Here is a 19,644-nt window from a genome sequence, read left to right on the forward strand (position 1 = left end):
ATGATCCAAAGGGCGTATTTCCGTAAATCCGTAATTCCGGCTTTGCTGATCTCCGCATCCACGCTGGCGGGCTGCGCCACTACATCGGCGAAGCCCTCCGCGATCAGCTATGATGATGCGCCAGCCATCGCGGCGACACTCACACCCGAGGCGCCGGCCTCGGTCGAGATCGTCACCCTAGCCGAACCGCTGCCGCTGCCCGGCCAGTTGATGCCGGTCGAGGAACGCCGCAGTCCGCCTGAACCGGCCGATCCCTCCGCCCGTGTCAGTCAGGCCAACGCCGCCGCGCGTGTGCAGCCGGTGCGCGACGGGTTCATCAACGCCATCCAGCTTTACCCCTGGACCGAGGGGGCGCTCTATCAGGTCTATACCGCCCCCGGACAGGTGACGGACATCGCCCTTCAGGAAGGCGAGCAACTCGTCGGTCCGGGTCCGGTCGCAGCCGGCGACACCGTGCGCTGGATCATCGGCGACACGATAAGTGGCGCAGGCGCGAGCAGCCGGGTGCATATCCTGGTCAAGCCGACCCGGCCCGACCTCACCACAAATCTCGTCATCAACACCGACCGGCGCACCTATCATCTTGAGCTACGCGGCACGCAGCGCACGTGGATGGCGTCGGTGTCGTGGCATTATCCGCAGGACCGGCTGATCGCATTGCGCGGCCAGAATACGACAGCGGCGGGATCGGCGCCGGTCGCCACCGGGGTTGATGTCGCGCGGCTCAACTTCCGCTACCGCATCGAAGGCGATAATGCGCCGTGGCGCCCGGTCCGCGCGTTCGACGACAGCGCCCAGGTGTTCATCGAGTTTCCGGCCGGGATCGGCCAGGGCGAAATGCCGCCCTTGTTCGTGATCGGTCCCAATGGCGGCGGCGAGCTGGTCAACTATCGGGTGCGCGAGCGCTATATCGTGGTCGACCGGCTGTTCGCCGCCGCCGAACTGCGTCTGGGTGAGCATCCCCAGCAGACCGTGCGCATCGTCCGCGACGATGCCCGTCAACGGGGTGGGAACCGGCGATGAGCGTGGAACCCGAAGCACCGGAACAGGGGCGCCCGTCCCTCGCGGCGTCGACACCCGCCGAACCAGCACCGCTTGCACCCGCAGATCCCGCCGGGTTTCGCCTGCGCGGCGAGGTGCCGCGCGTGATGCGCCTGTCGCGCAAAGTCATCACCGGCATCGGCGCGGTCGGCGCGCTCGCGGTCGGCGGCGCGCTGACGTTCGCGCTCCAGGGCCGCGACGGCGATGCGCCCGCCGAACTCTACAACACCGACAATCGCGCCGTGACCGAACGCGTGACGAGCGGACCGCAGGACTATGCCGCGCTTCCGGGCATCCCCCCTTTGGGCGCACCGCTCCCTGGCGACCTGGGGGGCCCGATCCTGTCGGCCCAGCAACGCGGGAAGAACGTGCCGATTCCCCCGGTCGGCGGAGGCGCTGGACAGCCGACCACCGGCCCGACACCTGAAGAACAGGCCCGCCAGCGCGCCGTGCAGGAACGCGAGGTGGCCATGGCGAGCCGGCTGTTCCTTGGCGGCCAGAGTGGCGCGGCGCCTGCTGGGCAGGGTTCGGCTGAGCCCGCACTTGCCGGCCTCAACCTCGCCGCGCTCAATGCCGCCGCCGTTCCGCCAGCGCCGGTCCCACCCGACGGCCCGAACATGCAGAGGTCCAAACAGGAGTTTGTCGAACGCGGGCCGGAGAGCCGCACGCTCAATGCCGGGCGTCTGACCGACCCGGTCTCGCCCCATGTCGTCCAGGCCGGCAACATCATCGCGGCCGCCCTCATCACCGGCATCAGTTCCGACCTGCCGGGGCAGGTCACGGCCCAGGTGACCCAGAATGTCTATGACAGCCCGACCGGACGGATATTGCTAATCCCGCAGGGATCTCGACTAATCGGCGACTATGACAGCCAGGTCGCCCATGGCCAGCGCCGCGTGCTGCTGGCCTGGAGCCGGCTAATCCTGCCCGATGGCCGCTCGATCACGCTCGACCGTCTGCCGGCGGGTGACGCAGCGGGCTATGCTGGCCTTGAAGACCGGGTGAACCAGCATTGGGGCGGGATCGCGCGCGCCGCCGCGCTCTCGACCCTGCTCAGCATCGGTGCGGAAATGGGATCGGACTCTGACGACGACATCGCCCGCGCCATCCGCGACGGTGGGCAGGATACGTTCAACCAGGCCGGGCAGGAGATTGTCCGCCGCCAGCTCAACATCCAGCCTACGCTCACCATCCGGCCCGGCTATCCGGTCCGTGTGCTCGTGTCTCGCGATTTGGTGCTCGCGCCGTGGAGGACAGCACGATGACGAAACTCAAGCTGGGCCTGCTGACCGAAGATCGTCCAGTGAAGATCACGGTCGAACTGCCCGCCGCCACCTTCAGGGATCTCACGCGATATGCCGAGATACTGGCGCACGAGAACGGGGAAAGCGCCGGATCGATCGAACCCGCAAAACTGGTGGCGCCGATGATCGCCCGGTTCATGGCCACAGACCGTGCGTTCCTCAAATTAAGGCGGGCGGCGGCTGAGTCGTAAAGGGAGAGCGAAGCCATCAGACCGATGAAATAGCGCGCCGCAGTAGTGTGTGCAGTGACGTCATACACGTCCGACAGTTCAAGAGGGCGCTTTCGGGGTCGCGTTAACCTCGTCCCCTGGCCCAAGACTGCCAATGCTTGCCCAATCTGATGTTCCGCGGCGCGCGCGACCCGCCATCACATGGGCCGCGCTGATAAAGCGCCGCAGCACCGGATTGTCGTTGCCCGGCGACCAGATTGCACTGAACGGCACAACATCGGCCTCCTCAGCGAGCGGCCGCATGACAACGCCGGGAATGCCAAGTGCTACCCACCCCTCTGACACCAGGCTGATCCCAAATCCCATGCCGACCATGCTCATCAGCATTTCCTGCTGAACACCGCGTCGCTCGATCACCGGATAATGGCTGTAATCAGCAATGCGCATCACGACATAGTCATGGATTTCCGGCCCAGGAGGGTATTCCGAAACCATGAACTGTTCATCGCGAATGTCTGACCAATGCAGTTCCAGACGCTCGGCAAGCGGATGATCCTGCGGCAACGCGACATGCACTCGTTCCTGCCAAAGCTCAGCAGTGTCGCAACCGATCACTTCGGCATTCCCGGTCGCTATCACCACATCGAGGGAATGGCGGCGAACCTCGCTGATATGCACACGGCGATCACCCTCGCGAACATCGATGCGCACCAGCGGATGAGCGTTTCGGAACTCAAGCACCAGATCGCGCAGAAAGCCGCCAGCCAATGAGGTGAACACGCCTATGCGCAACGTTCCCTGTTCGCCCCGTCCAGCCTGACGCGCAGAAGCAATTGCGCTATCAAATTGGAGCATCACACACCGGGCATGCGTGAGAAAAGACTCGCCGGCGAGTGTCGTGCGCACGCCACGCGCACCACGCTCAAACAAGGTTACTCCAAGGTTTTCTTCCAGCAACCTGATGCGCTTGCTGACACCCGATTGCCGAACCCCGAGCGCGCTCGCCGCCGCGCTGAAGCTGAGATACTCCGCCACGACAAGCGCCTGGACGACCGAAACCAGATCTATTCCACGGGACAACAGCCGGCTGGCGAAGGCAAGATTTTCCTTATCCGCCAATGTTATGTGCCTGTCGGCCATTTCCAGTCATAACCTGGGAATCACCTGCCGGCATCTTAGCCTTGCCCGAGCGAGGACGTCGGAGTCAGCGCGAGAGCGGCAATCGGAAGAACAAAAGGCTTCATCATTTTCTCCGTCTTCCCTGCACAATGGCTATACGCACAGCGCGTGTGCATCCCTCACGATGAAACTTCCAAGGGGGTGTGAGCGCTCACGCAATGCCGTTCGTGCGGCAACTGGAAGAGCGCCGACGTCGGGGTCAGCAAACGGATCGAGGCCAAGGTCAAGGTGGGCGCGGCCAAGAAGCCCGCCGAGGGGATGGGCGAAGGTTGAACAACCGCGGCCACGGTGCTTGCAACGTCTTCGTGGCCGCAGAAAAGGAAAGCGCCAGATTTCGATAATTTCGATCTCAGGTTTCCGCCCTCGACCATACATGTTGTCGAGGGCGGGATGAGTTGCGGAACGACTATGAGTTATGCTGCAAGGCGCTCCTTGCCGACTTCCTTTTCCGGGACATCGGACCGGGGCGCAAGGAACCGGGCCAGCGCCGCCTTCCTGGAGCCGCGATCAAGGGCGTAGTGCGTGTGGGACAGTTCTGCCCCGTCCATCAGGGCCTGGATGTATCCCGAGACAGTGTCTGCCGCCATGACCAGTGCCGCATCGAGCGTATGCACGTATCGGCTGGTGATCGACCCCGATGCGTGGCCCAAAAGCGCGGCGATCGTGATCTCGGTAAATCCGAGGTCATTGGCTATGCTGGCGAAGCTATGGCGAAGGACATGGGCCGTGACGTCCTTCAGTTCGGTGTCCTGGAAGATCTTCTCCCAATGGCGGGGAAAGCTCCCGAATGCCTTCTCATCATCCCGGCCCGGAAACGCATAGAGGCTTTCACCCTCGGTGCCCTCTGACCGCCGTTCATCAAAATATTCCAGGACGGGGAGCCCGATTGGTCGGACAGACTGCCCTTCCTTGGTGTCGTCCAGCCGGAACGCGCTGCCTGCGCTATCAATTTCCGACCATCGGACCTCGATGATTTCGGCACGGCGGCAGCCTGTCAGGGCCAGCAACTGGATGATCTCCGTGGTCCGCGTATATCTATCATCGAGGGCCGCATCTTTCAGAATGCGTCCCAGCGCCCGATACTCATCCTCGTTCAGCCGGCGTGTCCTCACGGCATCCTTGGGCTTGCGCACCCCATGGGCCGGATTGATTTCGATGATCCCAAGTTCATCGCGCGCATAGCTGAGAATGCCACCCAGCAGCCCGACGGTGCGGCTCGCCGCGCCATATCCCCCACGAACGACGGACCTGCCGCGCAGCTTCGTGGTCTTTTCGCTGAGGCGCGTCTTCCCCGCCATGATGTCCTTCATCATGGCGGTCACATCCGCCTTGGTCAGGTGGGTAACCTGCACCTTGCCTATCAGCGGAATTATATGCCGGTTGATGCGACCGAGGTCAGTGACTTTGGTGCTGGCCTTCTTCGGACGGCCACCCTTACCGAGAATCCGGCCCTCCTCAAGTTCCTTGATATAATGCTCGCAAAGCTCCTTCACCGTTATCGCCTTGCGGGCGCTGTTGCGGTTCTCCAGCGGGTCGTTGCCTTTGGCGACTTCCGCCAACGCCTGGATTGCAAGCGTGCGGGCCTGTTCAGCGGTCACCGTGCCGTGACGACCGAGTTTCATGCGCCGGCGGACATTGTTGGCGTTTCGGTAGTCCACGAAGTATGTTCGCGTGCCCGACGGCAGGATGAAGGCGCCGAAGCCCTTCAGCTCACTGCACCAGATGGTGTATTGGCTTTCGCGCGGCAGCGACTTGTCGACGACGGATTTTGTTAGCTTTGGCATATTCACCTCGCCAGAGAGGTCCAAAAAAACTCACCAAAAACTCACCAACAAATCGAAAAGGTTGGCGTCCATTGGGGTATCTTGGCGGACCCTCGTTGTCAAGAAAACCGATAAGATACAACATCTTATCGGGCTTTGGCGAGGGTTGGCGCAGTCTGGAGTAGCGTTGCGTTTCTAGCTCCGAAGGCAGAGGCCACTGGTTCGAATCCAGTCGGGTGCACCAATATTCCAATGATTTAGGCATGTGAATTTGTTCGCGTCTTGTTTGGCGTATGCGGCAATGTGCGTGCTACGCCATTTTGACGCTGCTTTGGGCGCCCGATTCCGCCGATTCATTGCCTCTAAGCCTCGCCGCGGAATCAGGGCAGTGACACAGGGGAGCTTTGTGGTTCGCTTGTCCGAATGTCTGTAAATATCAGGCCCCTTCTGACTGCCTGTCCGGGTCGGCCGCAAAGACCGTCTCTTTCGGTCGCCATCCACCGAACCGCGCATAAAGGGTCGGTAGAAGGAACAATGTCAGCAGCGTCGCCGAGATAAGGCCGCCGATGACGACGGTGGCCAGCGGCTTTTGCACCTCCGCCCCGGCGCCATGACCGAGCGCCATCGGTACAAAGCCCAGCGACGCGACCAGCGCCGTCATCGCGACGGGCCGGAGCCGTGCAAATGCGCCTTCGCGCGCGGCCTGCGCCCGTTCCATGCCTTGTCGCAACAGATCATGGATCGACGACACCATGACAAGGCCATTCAGCACAGCGACACCTGATAGCGCGATGAACCCGACCGCCGCCGATACCGAAAAGGGCATGTTCCGCAGAAAAAGGGCAAGGACGCCCCCGATCAACGCCAAAGGCACGCCGGTGAAGACCAGTGCAGCATCGCGAATAGACCCGAGCGCACCATAGAGCAGCAGCATGATGAGTGCGAAGCAGAGCGGCACGACGATGAGCAGCCGGTCGCGGGCGGACGCCAGATTCTCGAACTGACCGCCCCACTCCAACCAGGCGCCCGGTGGCAACTTCACCTGCGCATCGAGGGCACTACGGGCATCTGCAACCACGCTTGCCACGTCCCGGCCGCGGACGTTGGCCTGTATCACGACGCGTCGCTTTCCATTTTCCCGGCTAATCTGGTTGGGGCCGTCCACAACGGCGATGTCGGCGACGGTGGAAAGCGGGACGAATGCGCCACTGGACGTCGGCACCGGCAGTTGCGCGACTTGGGTGAGGTCGGATCGGGAGGCTTCCGACAGACGGATGACCACCGGGAAACGACGATCACCCTCAAAGATCATGCCGGCCTCACGCCCGCCAATTGCAGCCGCGACGGTATCCTGCACGTCGCCCGCCGTGACGCCAATGCGCGACATGGCCATGTGATTGGGCCGGATGTCGAGCATCGGCAAGCCTTCGGTCTGCTCAACGCGGACATCGACAGCACCCGCAGTCCGGCGCAGAACCGTCGCGATTTGTTCGGCCGCCGCGTTCATTGCCCCGAAATCATCGCCAAACAGCTTCACCGCGATATCGCCGCGCACACCGGCGATCAGTTCGTTGAAGCGCATCTGGATCGGCTGGGTAATCTCATAGGCGTTGCCGGGAAGCGTGGAGAGACGCTGCTCGATACGGGCAACCAGATCTTCCTTGCTGAGAGCGGGATCAGGCCATTCCTTTTTCGGCTTCAGGATGACGAACGTGTCAGTGGCGTTTGGCGGCATCGGATCGCTGGCGATCTCGGATGTGCCGGTCCGCGAAAAGGCAAAGCGCACCTCGGGCTGATGCGCCAGCATCTTTTCGACCTGGAACTGCATAACCTGGCTCTGGTCGACCGATGTTCCCGGAATACGAACGGCCTGAACAAGGATATTGCCCTCATCCAATTGCGGCAGAAATTCCTGGCCAAGCATATTGAAGGCCACCCCCGCCAGCGCGAGCGCGCCGACCGCTATCCCGATCGTGGCGCTGGGACGACGCATCGCCTTGTCGAGTCCGGGTTCATATCCGCGACGCAGCCAGCCGATAATCCGGCCTTCCTTTTCCTCCACCGGCTTGCTGAGCAGGATCGCAATCGTCGCAGGGACGAAGGTCAATGACAGGATGAAAGCAAACAAGAGCGCGATGATGACAGTGAGCGCCATCGGTTCGAACATCTTGCCCTCCACGCCCGAGAAGGTGAGGAGCGGCGCATAGACCAGGATGATGATCGCCTGTCCGTAGACCGACGGTCGGATCATCTCACGCGCGGATGCCGCAACGATGCCCAGCCTTTCCGAAAGGCTCAGCGCCCCTTGGCGGCCATGCTGCGCATTCCCCAATCGCCGCAGGGCGTTTTCAACGATGATGACGGCGCCATCGACGATCAGGCCGAAATCCAGCGCGCCAAGGCTCATCAGGTTGGCCGATACGCCTGCCCCAAACATACCGATGCTGGTCAGCAGCATCGTGATCGGGATGACCAGAGCCGCAATCAGCGCCGCCCGGAAATTGCCCAGCAGCGCGAACAGCACGACAATCACCAGCAGTGCGCCCTCTGCGAGATTGCGCGCGACGGTGGAGATGGTCGCGTTGACCAGTTCCGTGCGGTTCAGCACGGGCTTCACGACGACATCGACCGGCAGCGATCGACCGATGTCGGTCAGGCGCTCACCAACGCCGGTCGATACGGTGCGGCTATTCTCGCCAATTCGCATAACCGCAGTGCCGACCACGACTTCATGGCCGTTTTCGGACGCCGACCCCATGCGCAATGCCTGCCCGGTGCGAACCGTGGCAATCTGACTGAGCAGGATCGGCACGCTTTCACGCGTGGCGATGACCGTGCGGGCGAGTTCATCGGCGGTGCGGATGCGACCATCGACACGAACGGCAAGGCCCTCGCCATTGCGGTCGACCACACCCGCACCCACGCTATTATTGTTGCGCTCCAGAGCCGTCGCCAGATCCTGCACCGCGATCTTCATCGCCGCCATGCGCTGAATGTCCGGAACGACCAGATATTGCTTGGTGTATCCACCCAGCGAATCGACGCCTGCAAGGCCCGAAGCGCCCTTGAGTTGTGGCGTGACGATCCAATCCTGCACCGTTCGCAGATAGGTCGCCTTGTCGGCCTCGGTGACGAGATGGTCGCCTTCGGGGGTGATGTAGCTGCCGTCTTTTTGAAGGCCCGGCTCGCCATTGCGATGATTGACCTGGTCCAGCTCGCGAAACTCGACGGTCCACATGAAGATGTCGCCAAGGCCGGTAGCAATAGGCCCCATCTGCGGATACACGCCATCTGGCAGGCTTTCTTCGGCGGTACGCAAACGCTCCGCCACCTGCTGGCGGGCAAAATATATATCCGTGCGTTCCTCGAACACAGCAGTCACCTGCGCAAAGCCGTTGCGGCTCAGCGATCGTGTGTGATCAAGGCCCGGAATCCCGGCGAGCGCCGTTTCGACCGTGAACGCGACCTGCTTCTCGACCTGATCGGGCGAGAGCGCGGGCGCCACGACGTTGATCTGCACCTGATTGTTGGTGATGTCGGGAACGGCGTCGATAGGGAGCCGCAGGAGTGCGAAGATGCCCAGCAGCGCGGCTGATATGGTCAAAGCCAAGACGAGCCAACGTTTCTCGACGGCGAAGGTAACGATGCGACCGATCATGGTTCAGTCCTCATGTCCAGCCGCGCCCTTGCCCAGTTCGGCCTTGAGCGTGAAGCTGTTGGTGGAGGCGATCTGTTCTTCGCCGCTCAGGCCAGAGGTTACGGTGATGCTGCCGCCATTGGTGCGCCCCAATGTCACGGGTGTCGCGCGAAAGCCCGTTGCAGTCCGCACGAAGACAAAAGGCTTGTCACCGATCATCTGAACCGCAGCCGAAGGAACCGCGACTGTGCGGTTTGTACCGGCAGGGACGAGGATCGAGGCTGTCACAGTTTCACCGATGCGCCATTGCTCCTTGCCATTGTCGATCGTGGCAATGACCGGGACAAGCCGCGTCGTTTCATCGAGTATGGGCGACACGAAGGAGACGCGCGCTTCCTGGCGGCGATCCCCTGCAACGACCTCCACCCGTGCGCCAGGGCGCACCCGGCCGGCATCGGCAGGGAGCAGCGAGGTAGTGATGCTGACCCGCGACAGATTGGCGACGCGGAACAGTTCGGCATCGGCGGACACTTGCTGGCCCAAAATTGCCGAGCGGGCGATCACCTGACCGCTAATCGGCGATCGCACGGTGATGCGGTTAAGAGCGCCCCCGCCCCCGCCGGTCGCAGACAATTGTTGTTGGGCGAGACGCAGAGCGATGGTTGCTTCGGTCGCCGCCGTCCGCGCCGCGACGAGGTCCTGTTCCGGCGAGACACGCTCTGCAAAAAGGCGCTGTTCACGGCGCAGGTTCGATTGCGCGAGCGCCGCACGCGCGCGGGCCGCTTCTATCTCGGCCTTGAGCGACGCCGCCTCCCGGCTCTCCACTATCGCAACTGTGTCGCCACGGCGGACCGATTGGCCAAGGTTGCGGGTCAACGCAACCAGCCGTCCGCCGATCGAGGCCGACACCACCTGAACGCCTTCGGGGTCGCCCTCGATCGTCGCCGGTATCTCAATGGCGCCTGCCGCACCGCCAACCGTTGGCCGTGTCACTTCAATACCGGCATCAGCGATCTGCTGCGTCGACAATGTTACAGCATTGGCATCGTCCGCATGTTCGCCGGTCTCATCGGCAGCATGTTTTTCTTCGCCGGAGCCTGTCGGATTGCCGCAATTTACAAGCGCCGCGGCCAGCAACATCGGCGCGCAGCCCCTTAAGAACATCCTGTTCATTGATCGCCTTCCTTGCTGTACGCCGACGTTGTCAGGCGGTCGAGGCGCGCCTGTGCGTCATGATAAGTGGCGAGCGCATCGATCGCGGCCGCTCTGGTTTCTGCAAGGGTGCGCTCGGCATCGAGCAAATCGAGCTGGCCGAATTTCCCTTCGCGATAGCCGATACGGGCAATGCGCGCCGCTTCGGTCGCCGCCGCAAGCGCAGGGCCTGATGCATTGCGGGCTGTCGTTGCGGCGTTGGCGACCTCTGCGCGGGCCGACGCTATGGACCGTTCCGCGTCAAGCAATGCCATCCGGCGTAGCGCATCGGCCTGATCCCGCTGTGCCGATGAAACATCCACAGCCGCCCTGCCCGCGTTGAAGATGGTGAGTGGGACCGACACGCCGAAGACGGCGGCGACATCATTTGTCTGCTCAAGGCGGCGGGCGCTGGCGCTGACCGTCAGGTCGGGGATGCGCTGGCTCCGGCCCAACCGGACCCGAGCTTCCGCCACAGACACATCCGCCTGCGCGGCCGCGGCCGCCAATGTCGAACCCGATGCGACAGGCCGGTCAGAACCGACCATATCGATCTGGTCGAACCACGCCAGATCAAGAGCGCCAACAGATCCGCCTATCAGCAGACCCAGATTTGCAGTCGTGACAGAAGCCGTCCGTTCTGCGCGTTCCACTGACCCTTCTGCGGCGATCCGGGCTACGTCTGCACGCTGCTCTTCGAGCGGCGATGCCCGGCCAGACGCCACACGAACGCGGGCGCCACGAAGAACCTCGACGGCGATCCGGGCCTGATCCCTTGCGACCTCCAGCCGGCGCTGGGCTGCCGCCGCTTCATTATAGGCTTGGGTAACACGCAACCGCATGTCAGCGCGGGCGACCTCTGCCTCCAATCCTGCGCGATCGAGCTGGGCATTGGCAACGGCAACGCGGGCGTCGCGCTTTCCGCCCAGTTCCAGTGGAAGCGATAAGCCCGCGGTGGTCTCCGAAGACCGCATCCCCTGATAGATTCCGGTGCCCGCGACATTCTCGGTCTGGACGTCGATCGACGGATTGGGACGAAGGCCAGCGACGCGCCGCTGCGCCTCCGCAGCGCGTATGTTCGCGGCTGCCGCCTCCTGCGCGATGGACGAAACACCAGCGCGGACCAGCGCGTCAGCAAGCGTGAATGTGGGTCCGGCCGCGACGGGCGGGCTGGTCTGGGCCTGTAGCGACGATGCGCAGATCCCGGCGGCCACAGCGGCCGCGATGATGCGATGCATGAAAATGCTCCTGACGTTGGGACGAAGGCGCGCGCTGGCGCACCAATCCTTACGTCAGGCCTGTGGAGGACGAAGCGCCGGTCCGGAATGATGCGCCGCCAAAGCATAGGACCGGCCGGCGCCAAAGGGAGCGGCGCCTGGAAGCGGTTGGGATATTATCTTTTCGGTCGCAGCGGTGCCGACATGATGCCCATGGCATCCGGCATGATGATGCGGATAGCCCTTGTCATCATCGGCCGGAACCTGAGCACCCTCGCTGTGCGAGGATGCCTCAATCTGAGTCGTTGCGCAGCAATTCCCCAATTCGGCAGCATAGGCCGTACCCGACCAGGCGATCAGGACGAGCATCAGGCACGCGAAGATGGGCAATAGCTTGCGCATGGTGATCGCCATTATCATGCGGCCGCCTTTTTGTAACCCTCCCGATGTCAGCGGTTTCGTTCGGCCTATCCCCGCGATCGCGCATAGGCCGGGCGCGGCAGGGTGGCCAGCGCCAGGCCGCTCAAGATCATGAAACCAATCGTCAGCCACAGGAATGGCTCATAGCCGCCGAATAGATCAAAGACGGCGGACGCGGCCAATGGCCCGGTCGCCGTGCCGATCGACAGGGCGGAAAGAAGCCCCCCATAGAGGGCGCCAAAGGATTTGAGGCCGAAATGCTGGGTCGTCAGATACACGATCACGTCCACCTCAGCCCCCATCGTCAGCCCGATCAACGCGGCCGCGACCACCTGCCCCGCCAAGCTGTCCCCCGCCATCAGCAGGCACGCGCAACCGATCGCGGGCAACAGAAACACCGTGGCCCCCACCAGCGACCCGCGCAATCGGTCGAGCAGCAACCCCGTGCCCAATCGTCCGGCAATCGAAAAGAGACCAACCAGCGCTGCGATACCCGCAGCCTTCAGGGGATCGGCACCCCGGTAGGTCAGGATGGGCACGAAATGCACCACCAGCGCGATGATGGTGAAGGTGAAGAGAAGGCTGGCCAGCAATAGCCGGGCATAGACGGATGACACCAGTCCCTCGCCGATGGACGCCCCGGCCAGTGCGGGCCTTTCCGCCCGGCTGACGGCTGCGATCTTGCCGTTCCGGTCATGGGCGCCCCGAAAAAACAGGAATATCGTCGGGAACGCGATCACGCCCCATATTCCCGCCTGAATGACCGCCGCCGTCTGCCAGCCATGTTTGCCGATCAGCCAGCTACCCAGCAGCGGAAAAAATGCCGCAGCGACTGACGCCCCGCACAGGGTGATGGCAAAGGCCAATCCCCGTGACGCTTCGAACCGGGTCGCGACGGCGCTGGTCCACACCGTCGCCTGCACCGGCAGGGTGGCAAGCGCCAGCAGGCCCCACAGTCCATACCATTGCATCTGGTCGCCCGACGCTGTTCCCAGCATCGCAAAGCCGCCAAGCGTCAGCAGAACACCGATCAGGGCGAACCGCCGTGGTCCCCAACGATCGACAGCCAGGCCGACGGGAATGCTGAAGACCGCCTGCACCAGCGTCGCGATGGTCAGGCCGATCGTGGTCTGCGTCCGCGACCAACCGAAGGACTGGCTGATCGGTTCGATATAGGGGCCAAGGCCATAGATATGAATGACGCTGGTCGCATAGCCCAGCGCGGCGGCAATCGGCACCATCCCGTACCGCCGCCATTCCATGCCCGCGGTGCGTTCCTCGATCGGCTCCATCCCCGTCCCCTTTGTTCTCACGCAGCTTTCTTCTGAAGCCTTAGCCAAATGAGCGCTGGGGGGAAGAGAGGGACAGGCCGCCTCCGGCTCCGCAACATGCAACATCGCCGGGGCGGCATCCTTAGCGCGTACAGGCCCGCAAATGTGGACGTAAAAGCTTTAGTGGACATTCGCCCAGCAACTTGTGAACCGAAGCACGGGGATAGCGCCGCCCGCTATTCTGGCCTAAACGCTTGGCCCATGCTTCGCCTGTCCGAAATCAAGCTGCCGCTCGACCATCCGCCCGAGGCTTTGAAAGCCGCCGTCCTTGATCGCCTCGGCATCATCGCCGATGATCTGCTGTCGCTCACCATCGCCCGTCGCGCCAATGACGCACGGCGCAAGGCGGCGATCCTGATGGTCTATTCGGTCGATGTAGAGGTACGGGACGAGGCTGGGATATTGGCGCGTCTGGGCGATGGGCCGCATATCCGACCGACGCCCGACACCGAATATCGCTTCGTCGCCACGGCCCCCGCCACCCTGCCCGGTCCCCGCCCTGTCGTGATCGGTGCTGGTCCCTGCGGCCTTTTCGCCGGTCTCATCCTCGCGCAGATGGGCCTGCGCCCGATCATCGTCGACCGCGGCAAGGTGGTGCGCGAACGAACGAAGGACACATGGGGCCTGTGGCGCCATGCAGTTCTCGATCCGGAATCCAACGTCCAGTTCGGCGAGGGCGGCGCGGGCACTTTTTCGGATGGCAAGCTCTACAGCCAAATCAAGGATCCCCGTTTCCTTGGTCGCAAGGTGCTGATCGAGTTCGTGAAGGCAGGCGCGCCGCCGGAAATCCTGACCGAAGCGCATCCGCATATCGGTACCTTTCGCCTTGTCACCATGGTCGAATCCATGCGCCGCACGATCGAGAAACTAGGTGGCGAATATCGCTGGCAGCACCGCGTCGAGGATTTCGACATAGAGATCGCCGCCGACGGCACCCGCTCCATTCGCGGCTTGCATTTCCAGACCGGCGACTATCTGGAGGCGACCCATGTGGTGCTGGCTGTCGGCCATAGCGCCCGCGATACGTTCCAGACGCTCTATGATCGTGGCGTTGATATGGAGGCCAAGCCCTTCTCCATCGGCGTGCGGATTGAGCATCCGCAAAGCTGGGTCGATCGCGCGCGCTTCGGCACCTGCGCTGGCCATCCGGATCTGGGCGCGGCGGCCTACAGCCTGTCGCACCACTGCGCCAATGGCCGCACCGTCTACAGCTTCTGCATGTGTCCCGGCGGCCGCGTCGTCGCCGCCACGTCGGAGGAAGGACGCGTCGTCACCAACGGTATGAGCCAATATAGCCGCGCCGAATTCAACGCCAATTCAGGGCTGGTCGTCGGCATCGACCCGGAGCGCGACTATCCGGGCCATCCGCTTGCCGGCATCGACCTGCAACGGCGGCTGGAGGAAGCCGCCTTCATCGCGGGCGGTTCCAACTATCATGCGCCAGGGCAGCGGGTTGGCGATTTCCTTGCCGGACGTCCCTCAACCGCGTTCGGAGAGGTCACGCCCTCCTACAAGCCCGGCGTCACGCCGACTGATCTGGCGCAAGTCCTGCCTGATTTCGTCGTCGCCGCGATGCGCGAAGCCCTGCCCGCCTTTGGCCGCCAGATCGCCCATTACGACCATCCCGACGCGATGATGACGGGCGTCGAAACCCGCACATCCGCCCCAGTCCGCATCGGCAGGGGCAAGGATTTCCACAGCCTCAACACCCGCGGCCTGTTCCCCGCCGGGGAAGGCGCGGGCTATGCGGGTGGCATATTGTCGGCGGGGGTGGACGGCATCAAGGTTGCTGAGGCCGTCGCCCTCGACATGCTTGGCTAACCCTATTTAAGCCCGCCGCCCATCGCCCGATACAGTTCGACCATGTTGGTCGCGCGCACCAGTCGTGTGGCGAGCAGACTCTGTTCGGCGGTGTAGAGCGCCCGCTGCGAATCCAGCGTCGTCAGGAACGGATCGATACCTGCCCGGAACCGCGCTTCCGACAGGCGATAGGCGACACGCGAAGACTCCGCGAGTGAGGTCTGCGCCTCGATCTGCTGGGTCATCGTGCCACGCCGCGCCAGCGCATCGGCAACCTCGCGGAAGCCGGTCTGCACGCTCTTTTCATAGGTCGCCAGCATCGCGTCATAAGTCGCCCGTGCATAGCGCAAATTGCCCACATTCTTGCCGAAATCGAAGATCGGCAACGTCGCCGACGGCGCGACCGACCAGGTCTCGCTCGCCGACGTGAACAGGTTGGACAGACCCATGCTGAGCGTTCCGAACGCGGCGGTCAGCGAGATATTGGGGAAAAAGGCCGCCCGCGCCGCCCCGATATTGGCATTCGCGCTACGCAACTGATGCTCCGCCGATGCAATATCGGGACGGCGTAGCAAAACGTCAGAAGAGATGTTGGCGGGCAGATTTTCGATTGTCGCGCTGTCCTCCGGCATGGCCTCTGGCAAATCCGCAACGGCAACCGTCGTTCCGGCCAGAAGGTTCAGCGCATTCTGGTCCTGCGCCACCAGCGTTGTCGCCTGCGCAATGTCTGATCGCGCGCTGTCGTAGCTGGTCTGTGCCTGCCGCACTTCCAGTTCCGATGCGATACCCTTGTCAAAGCGCGCGCGTGTCAACGATAGCGTCTGGCCGAACGTCTTTTCCAGATCGCGCGATATGCGCAACCGTTCCTGATCCGCCGCCATCGTCAGCCAAGCACTCGCGACCTCGGCAATCAGCGCAGTCTGCGCGGCATTGCGGGTTTCGACGCTCGCGAAATATTGCTCCTGCGCCGCAGTGGTCAGGTTTCGCACCCGACCGAACAGGTCGATTTCCCAAGCGGAGATGCCGACCTGCGCTTGATAAATGTCGGTGCGACCTGAACCCGCCAGCGAAAAGGGCGAATCCTGATAGGTCGCGCCACCGCTGGCGGCCACGGCGGGCAACAGGTCGGCACGCTGCACCTTATATTGCGCCCGCGCCTGCTCGACATTGGCCAAAGCGATCCGCAGGTCGCGATTATTGGCCAGCGTCGTCTCTATCACCCGTGCCAACCGCGCATCGGTGAAAAAGTCTCGCCAGGCCGTGTCGGCAGGCACAATAGCCGCCGCATCGGCTGACCCGCTATCATAGGCCGGCCCGGTTGGACTGGCGGCAGGCACAGGCAGATCAGGGCGGACATATTTGGGCGCCATATTGCAGGCGGCCAAGGCCAGACCCAGTGCCAGGGCGCTGGCGGTGCGATACACATTCATTACGTTCAACCTTCCTGCGGCCGGGCGTTGGGCGCGACATCATCCTGCTTCGTCTGTTCCCCATGGTGTTCGCGGAACAACCGCTTCACCACCGTGAAGAAGACAGGGACGAAGAAGATCGCCAGCACCGTTGCCGACAACATGCCGCCAACCACAGCCCAACCAATCGCATTCTGACCGCCTGCACCCGCGCCAGTGGACAGCGCCAGCGGCAACACGCCAAAGATGAAGGCGAAGCTGGTCATCAGGATCGGACGCAGGCGTAGCTTGCCCGCTTCCAGCGCTGCCTGAGCAGGCGCCATACCCTCTCGCATCTTCTCCTCGGCGAACTCCACGATCAGGATCGCGTTCTTTGCCGACACACCGATTGTGGTGATAAGGCCCACCTGAAGGTAAATGTCGTTGTTGAGACCGACGATACCCGCAGCAATCACCGCACCCAAAACGCCCAGCGGTACGACCAGCATCACCGCGATCGGCACCGACCAGCTTTCGTACAGGGCCGCAAGGCACAGGAACACAATCAGCGTCGACAGCGCGTAGAGCGCGGGCGCCTGTCCGCCAGAGGTGCGCTCTTCATAGGAAATACCGTTCCATGAGAAGCCCACGCCAGCCGGCAGCTTCGCCGCATGCTCCTCCATCGCCTTCATCGCCGTACCGCTGCTGACACCGGGCGCGGGAGCGCCCATGATCTGCATCGACGGAACGCCATTGAAGCGCTCCAGTTTCGCTGGTCCCTTCACCCATTCCGTGGTGGAGAAGGAGGAGAGAGGCGCCATGACACCGCTCTTACCCCGGACATGCAGCGCGCCGATCGATTCAGGCGTGGTGCGGAAAGGCGCATCAGCCTGCACGAACACACGCTTCACGCGATCGCGATCAATGAAGTCGTTGACATAGGAACTGCCAAGCGCGGTGCTGAGCGTGTCGTTGATGTCCGATTGGGAGATACCAAGAGCACCCGCAGCCGCCTGATCGACAGTCAGCTTCAACTGGCTTGTGTCCTCCAGGCCATTGGGCCGCACTTGCGCCAGACGCTTGTCGGCCATCGCCATGCCCAGCAACTGGTTCCGCGCGGCGAGCAGGCCATCATGGCCCAGACCGCCCAGATCCTGCAACTGGAAGTCAAAACCGGAGGCGTTGCCCAATTCCTGCACCGCAGGCGGCACGAACGCGATCGCCATACCCGCCGAAATTTTCTGGAAGGCAGCATTGGCCCGTTGGGCGACGGCCGACACGCTATTCTCCGTGCCCTTCCGTTCCGACCAGTCCCGCATTTTGGCAAAGGCGAGACCGACATTCTGCCCCTGCCCCACAAAGCCAAAGCCGGCGATGGTGAAGACGGCACGAACATTGGCTTTCTCATCGACGAGATAATGTTCGCGCACCTTGGCAAGCGTCCGCTCCGTCTCATCGATCGTCGAACCAGCAGGCAGCGATACCTGGTTAATCAGACTACCCTGATCCTCTTCGGGCAGGAAGCCGCTGGGCAGACGGAGGAAGATGAACGCCATGCCGACGACAATCAGGCCATAGAGCAGCATCGTCCGCCCCCAGCGCCGCTCAATCTTTTCCACGCTGCTGCCATACCGCACGACATTCTTGTCGAAGGTGCGGTTGAACCAGCCGAAAAAACCTTTTTGCGTCGCATGGTCGTGCTTTGCGGGTTTGAGAATGGTGGCGCACAGAGCAGGCGTCAGGATCAACGCCACCAGCACGGAAAGTATCATGGAAGAGACGATGGTAATCGAGAACTGACGGAAGATAACGCCGGTCGACCCACCAAAGAAGGCCATAGGCAGGAACACGGCGGACAGAACCAGGCCGATACCGATCAGCGCGCCACTGATTTCGTCCATCGACTTGCGGGCCGCCTCCTTGGGGCTAAGCCCCTCATCCTGAATCAATCGCTCCACATTTTCGACCACGACGATCGCGTCATCGACCAACAGGCCGATCGCCAGCACCATGCCGAACAGGGTCAACGTGTTGATGGTGAAACCCGCCGCGTAAAGCACCGCTAGCGACCCCAGCAACACAACCGGGACAGCGATGGTCGGAATCAACGTCGCGCGCCAGTTCTGGAGGAACAAGAACATCACGACAAAGACCAGCAGCACGGCTTCGACCAGCGTGTGGATCACCTGCTCAACCGACAGCCGCACAAAAGTCGAATTGTCGACGGGGAAATCATATTTCACCCAGACCGGGAAGTTCTTGGACAGCGTGTTTATCTGCGCCTTTACGGATTCCACGGTGTCGAGTGCATTCGCGCCCGGCGCCAGCTTGATGCCGAAACCTGCGGCTGGATGGCCGTTGAACTTGGCGCTGAAGCTGTAATTTTCCGAGCCCAGTTCGACCCGGGCAACGTCAGACAGACGTACCACGGACCCGTCGCTGTTCGAACGCAGCAATATCTGCTGGAACTGCTCGGGCGTGCGAAGGCGCGACTGTGCCGTCACCGTGGCGTTAAGCGCCTGCCCCTCAGGTGACGGAGCGCCACCGATCTGGCCGGCCGAAACCTGCGCATTTTGGGCAACAATCGCCGCCTTGACGTCTCCGGTGGTGACCGCCAGCGTCGCCATCTTATAGGGGTCAAGCCAGATCCGCATCGCATATTGGGCGCCGAGCAACTGCGTATCGCCAACACCCGGCACGCGGCTCAATGGGTCCTGAAGCGTCGCAGCAACGAAATCGCCTGCATCCTGCTGATCATGGATACCATCGTCAGCATAGAGGGCCATGATCATCAGGAAGCTGGAGGTCGACTTGGTGACGCGCAGACCCTGCTGCTGCACTTCCTGCGGCAACAGCGGCGTCGCCTGGGCCAGCTTATTCTGCACCTGCACCTGTGCGATGTCGGCGTCGGTCCCCTGCTCAAAGGTCAGATTGATCGACAGATTGCCTGCGCTGTCGCTGGTCGAGGAGAAATAGCGCAGATTGTCGATGCCCTTGAGCTGCTGCTCAATGATCTGCGTGGTGGTGCTTTCCAGCGTCTCCGCGTTCGCGCCCGGATAGGTGGTGGAGATCGTCACCGAAGGCGGCGCAATCTCAGGAAATTGGGCGACCGGGAGCGAGCGGATAGCCAGAAGACCCGCCAGCATGATGACGACCGCGATGACCCATGCAAAGATGGGTCGATCAATGAAATACCGTGCCAT

Annotated in this window: 13 protein-coding genes; 4 read left to right on the top strand and 9 right to left on the bottom strand. The window is 62.6% G+C overall.

Features of this window, described 5'->3' with window-relative positions:
• The 3 genes from trbG to WFR25_RS16195 are packed head-to-tail and all read left to right on the top strand — an operon-like array spanning position 1 to position 2,536.
• Positions 1 to 1,023 (top strand): P-type conjugative transfer protein TrbG, encoded by a 1,023-nt coding sequence (gene trbG, locus WFR25_RS16185; protein ID WP_119037253.1) that lies wholly within the window; start codon positions 1 to 3, stop codon positions 1,021 to 1,023.
• Entirely contained in the window at positions 1,020 to 2,306 is a 1,287-nt protein-coding gene (locus tag WFR25_RS16190) for a TraB/TrbI/VirB10 family type IV secretion system protein (RefSeq protein ID WP_119036734.1), read from the top strand. Before trbG ends, WFR25_RS16190 begins: the two co-directional genes overlap by 4 nt.
• On the top strand, positions 2,303 to 2,536 hold the full coding sequence (locus WFR25_RS16195; protein ID WP_119036735.1) for a DUF2274 domain-containing protein: 234 nt from the start codon (positions 2,303 to 2,305) through the stop codon (positions 2,534 to 2,536). The genes WFR25_RS16190 and WFR25_RS16195 overlap by 4 nt, the downstream gene beginning before the upstream one ends.
• A gap of 78 nt (positions 2,537 to 2,614) precedes the next feature.
• Here WFR25_RS16195 and WFR25_RS16200 read toward each other — a convergent pair whose 3' ends face one another.
• The 7 genes from WFR25_RS16200 to WFR25_RS16230 all read right to left on the bottom strand — a co-directional run bounded on the left by WFR25_RS16200 (position 2,615) and on the right by WFR25_RS16230 (position 13,214).
• Positions 2,615 to 3,655: a LysR family transcriptional regulator gene (locus WFR25_RS16200; protein WP_336972265.1), complete on the bottom strand. Its 1,041-nt coding sequence runs from the start codon at positions 3,653 to 3,655 to the stop codon at positions 2,615 to 2,617.
• Between the two features lie 452 nt (positions 3,656 to 4,107).
• Positions 4,108 to 5,502: a tyrosine-type recombinase/integrase gene (locus WFR25_RS16205; protein WP_336972267.1), complete on the bottom strand. Its 1,395-nt coding sequence runs from the start codon at positions 5,500 to 5,502 to the stop codon at positions 4,108 to 4,110.
• A gap of 391 nt (positions 5,503 to 5,893) precedes the next feature.
• Entirely contained in the window at positions 5,894 to 9,115 is a 3,222-nt protein-coding gene (locus WFR25_RS16210; protein ID WP_336972268.1) for an efflux RND transporter permease subunit, read from the bottom strand.
• 3 nt (positions 9,116 to 9,118) lie between these two features.
• Positions 9,119 to 10,267, bottom strand: coding sequence for an efflux RND transporter periplasmic adaptor subunit (locus WFR25_RS16215; RefSeq protein WP_336972270.1), 1,149 nt, complete (start codon positions 10,265 to 10,267; stop codon positions 9,119 to 9,121).
• Positions 10,264 to 11,523, bottom strand: a complete 1,260-nt coding sequence (locus WFR25_RS16220) for a TolC family protein (protein WP_336972272.1) — start codon at positions 11,521 to 11,523, stop codon at positions 10,264 to 10,266. Before WFR25_RS16220 ends, WFR25_RS16215 begins: the two co-directional genes overlap by 4 nt.
• Positions 11,524 to 11,577: 54 nt before the next feature.
• Positions 11,578 to 11,916: a hypothetical protein gene (locus WFR25_RS16225; RefSeq protein WP_336972274.1), complete on the bottom strand. Its 339-nt coding sequence runs from the start codon at positions 11,914 to 11,916 to the stop codon at positions 11,578 to 11,580.
• A 53-nt stretch (positions 11,917 to 11,969) separates the two neighbouring features.
• Positions 11,970 to 13,214 carry an MFS transporter gene (locus WFR25_RS16230; protein ID WP_336972275.1) on the bottom strand — a complete coding sequence of 415 codons (1,245 nt, stop codon included), beginning with the start codon at positions 13,212 to 13,214 and terminating at the stop codon, positions 11,970 to 11,972.
• Positions 13,215 to 13,454: 240 nt separating this feature from the next.
• Between WFR25_RS16230 and WFR25_RS16235 the strand changes: the two genes are divergently transcribed.
• Positions 13,455 to 15,074, top strand: a complete 1,620-nt coding sequence (locus WFR25_RS16235) for an NAD(P)/FAD-dependent oxidoreductase (RefSeq protein ID WP_336972276.1) — start codon at positions 13,455 to 13,457, stop codon at positions 15,072 to 15,074.
• Between the two features lie 2 nt (positions 15,075 to 15,076).
• Here the strand turns inward: WFR25_RS16235 and WFR25_RS16240 are convergent, their stop codons facing one another.
• The gene (locus WFR25_RS16240) at positions 15,077 to 16,483 is read right to left on the bottom strand and encodes an efflux transporter outer membrane subunit (RefSeq protein WP_336972277.1); all 1,407 of its coding nucleotides are present in this window, start codon (positions 16,481 to 16,483) and stop codon (positions 15,077 to 15,079) included.
• A 5-nt stretch (positions 16,484 to 16,488) separates the two neighbouring features.
• Positions 16,489 to 19,644 (bottom strand): efflux RND transporter permease subunit, encoded by a 3,156-nt coding sequence (locus WFR25_RS16245; RefSeq protein WP_336972279.1) that lies wholly within the window; start codon positions 19,642 to 19,644, stop codon positions 16,489 to 16,491.

This window comes from Sphingobium aromaticiconvertens (assembly GCF_037154075.1).
Classification (GTDB): Bacteria; Pseudomonadota; Alphaproteobacteria; order Sphingomonadales; family Sphingomonadaceae; genus Sphingobium; species Sphingobium aromaticiconvertens.

Excerpts from the sequence above, each read along its gene's own strand:
- WFR25_RS16215 (WP_336972270.1), bottom strand. The coding sequence starts at position 10,267 with ATGAACAGGATGTTCTTAAGGGGCTGCGCGCCGATGTTGCTGGCCGCG.
- WFR25_RS16200 (WP_336972265.1), bottom strand. The coding sequence starts at position 3,655 with ATGGCCGACAGGCACATAACATTGGCGGATAAGGAAAATCTTGCCTTC.
- trbG (WP_119037253.1), top strand. The coding sequence starts at position 1 with ATGATCCAAAGGGCGTATTTCCGTAAATCCGTAATTCCGGCTTTGCTG.
- WFR25_RS16210 (WP_336972268.1), bottom strand. The coding sequence starts at position 9,115 with ATGATCGGTCGCATCGTTACCTTCGCCGTCGAGAAACGTTGGCTCGTC.
- WFR25_RS16230 (WP_336972275.1), bottom strand. The coding sequence starts at position 13,214 with ATGGAGCCGATCGAGGAACGCACCGCGGGCATGGAATGGCGGCGGTAC.
- WFR25_RS16235 (WP_336972276.1), top strand. The coding sequence starts at position 13,455 with ATGCTTCGCCTGTCCGAAATCAAGCTGCCGCTCGACCATCCGCCCGAG.
- WFR25_RS16240 (WP_336972277.1), bottom strand. The coding sequence starts at position 16,483 with ATGAATGTGTATCGCACCGCCAGCGCCCTGGCACTGGGTCTGGCCTTG.
- WFR25_RS16225 (WP_336972274.1), bottom strand. The coding sequence starts at position 11,916 with ATGGCGATCACCATGCGCAAGCTATTGCCCATCTTCGCGTGCCTGATG.
- WFR25_RS16190 (WP_119036734.1), top strand. The coding sequence starts at position 1,020 with ATGAGCGTGGAACCCGAAGCACCGGAACAGGGGCGCCCGTCCCTCGCG.
- WFR25_RS16220 (WP_336972272.1), bottom strand. The coding sequence starts at position 11,523 with ATGCATCGCATCATCGCGGCCGCTGTGGCCGCCGGGATCTGCGCATCG.
- WFR25_RS16195 (WP_119036735.1), top strand. The coding sequence starts at position 2,303 with ATGACGAAACTCAAGCTGGGCCTGCTGACCGAAGATCGTCCAGTGAAG.
- WFR25_RS16245 (WP_336972279.1), bottom strand. The coding sequence starts at position 19,644 with ATGGCACGGTATTTCATTGATCGACCCATCTTTGCATGGGTCATCGCG.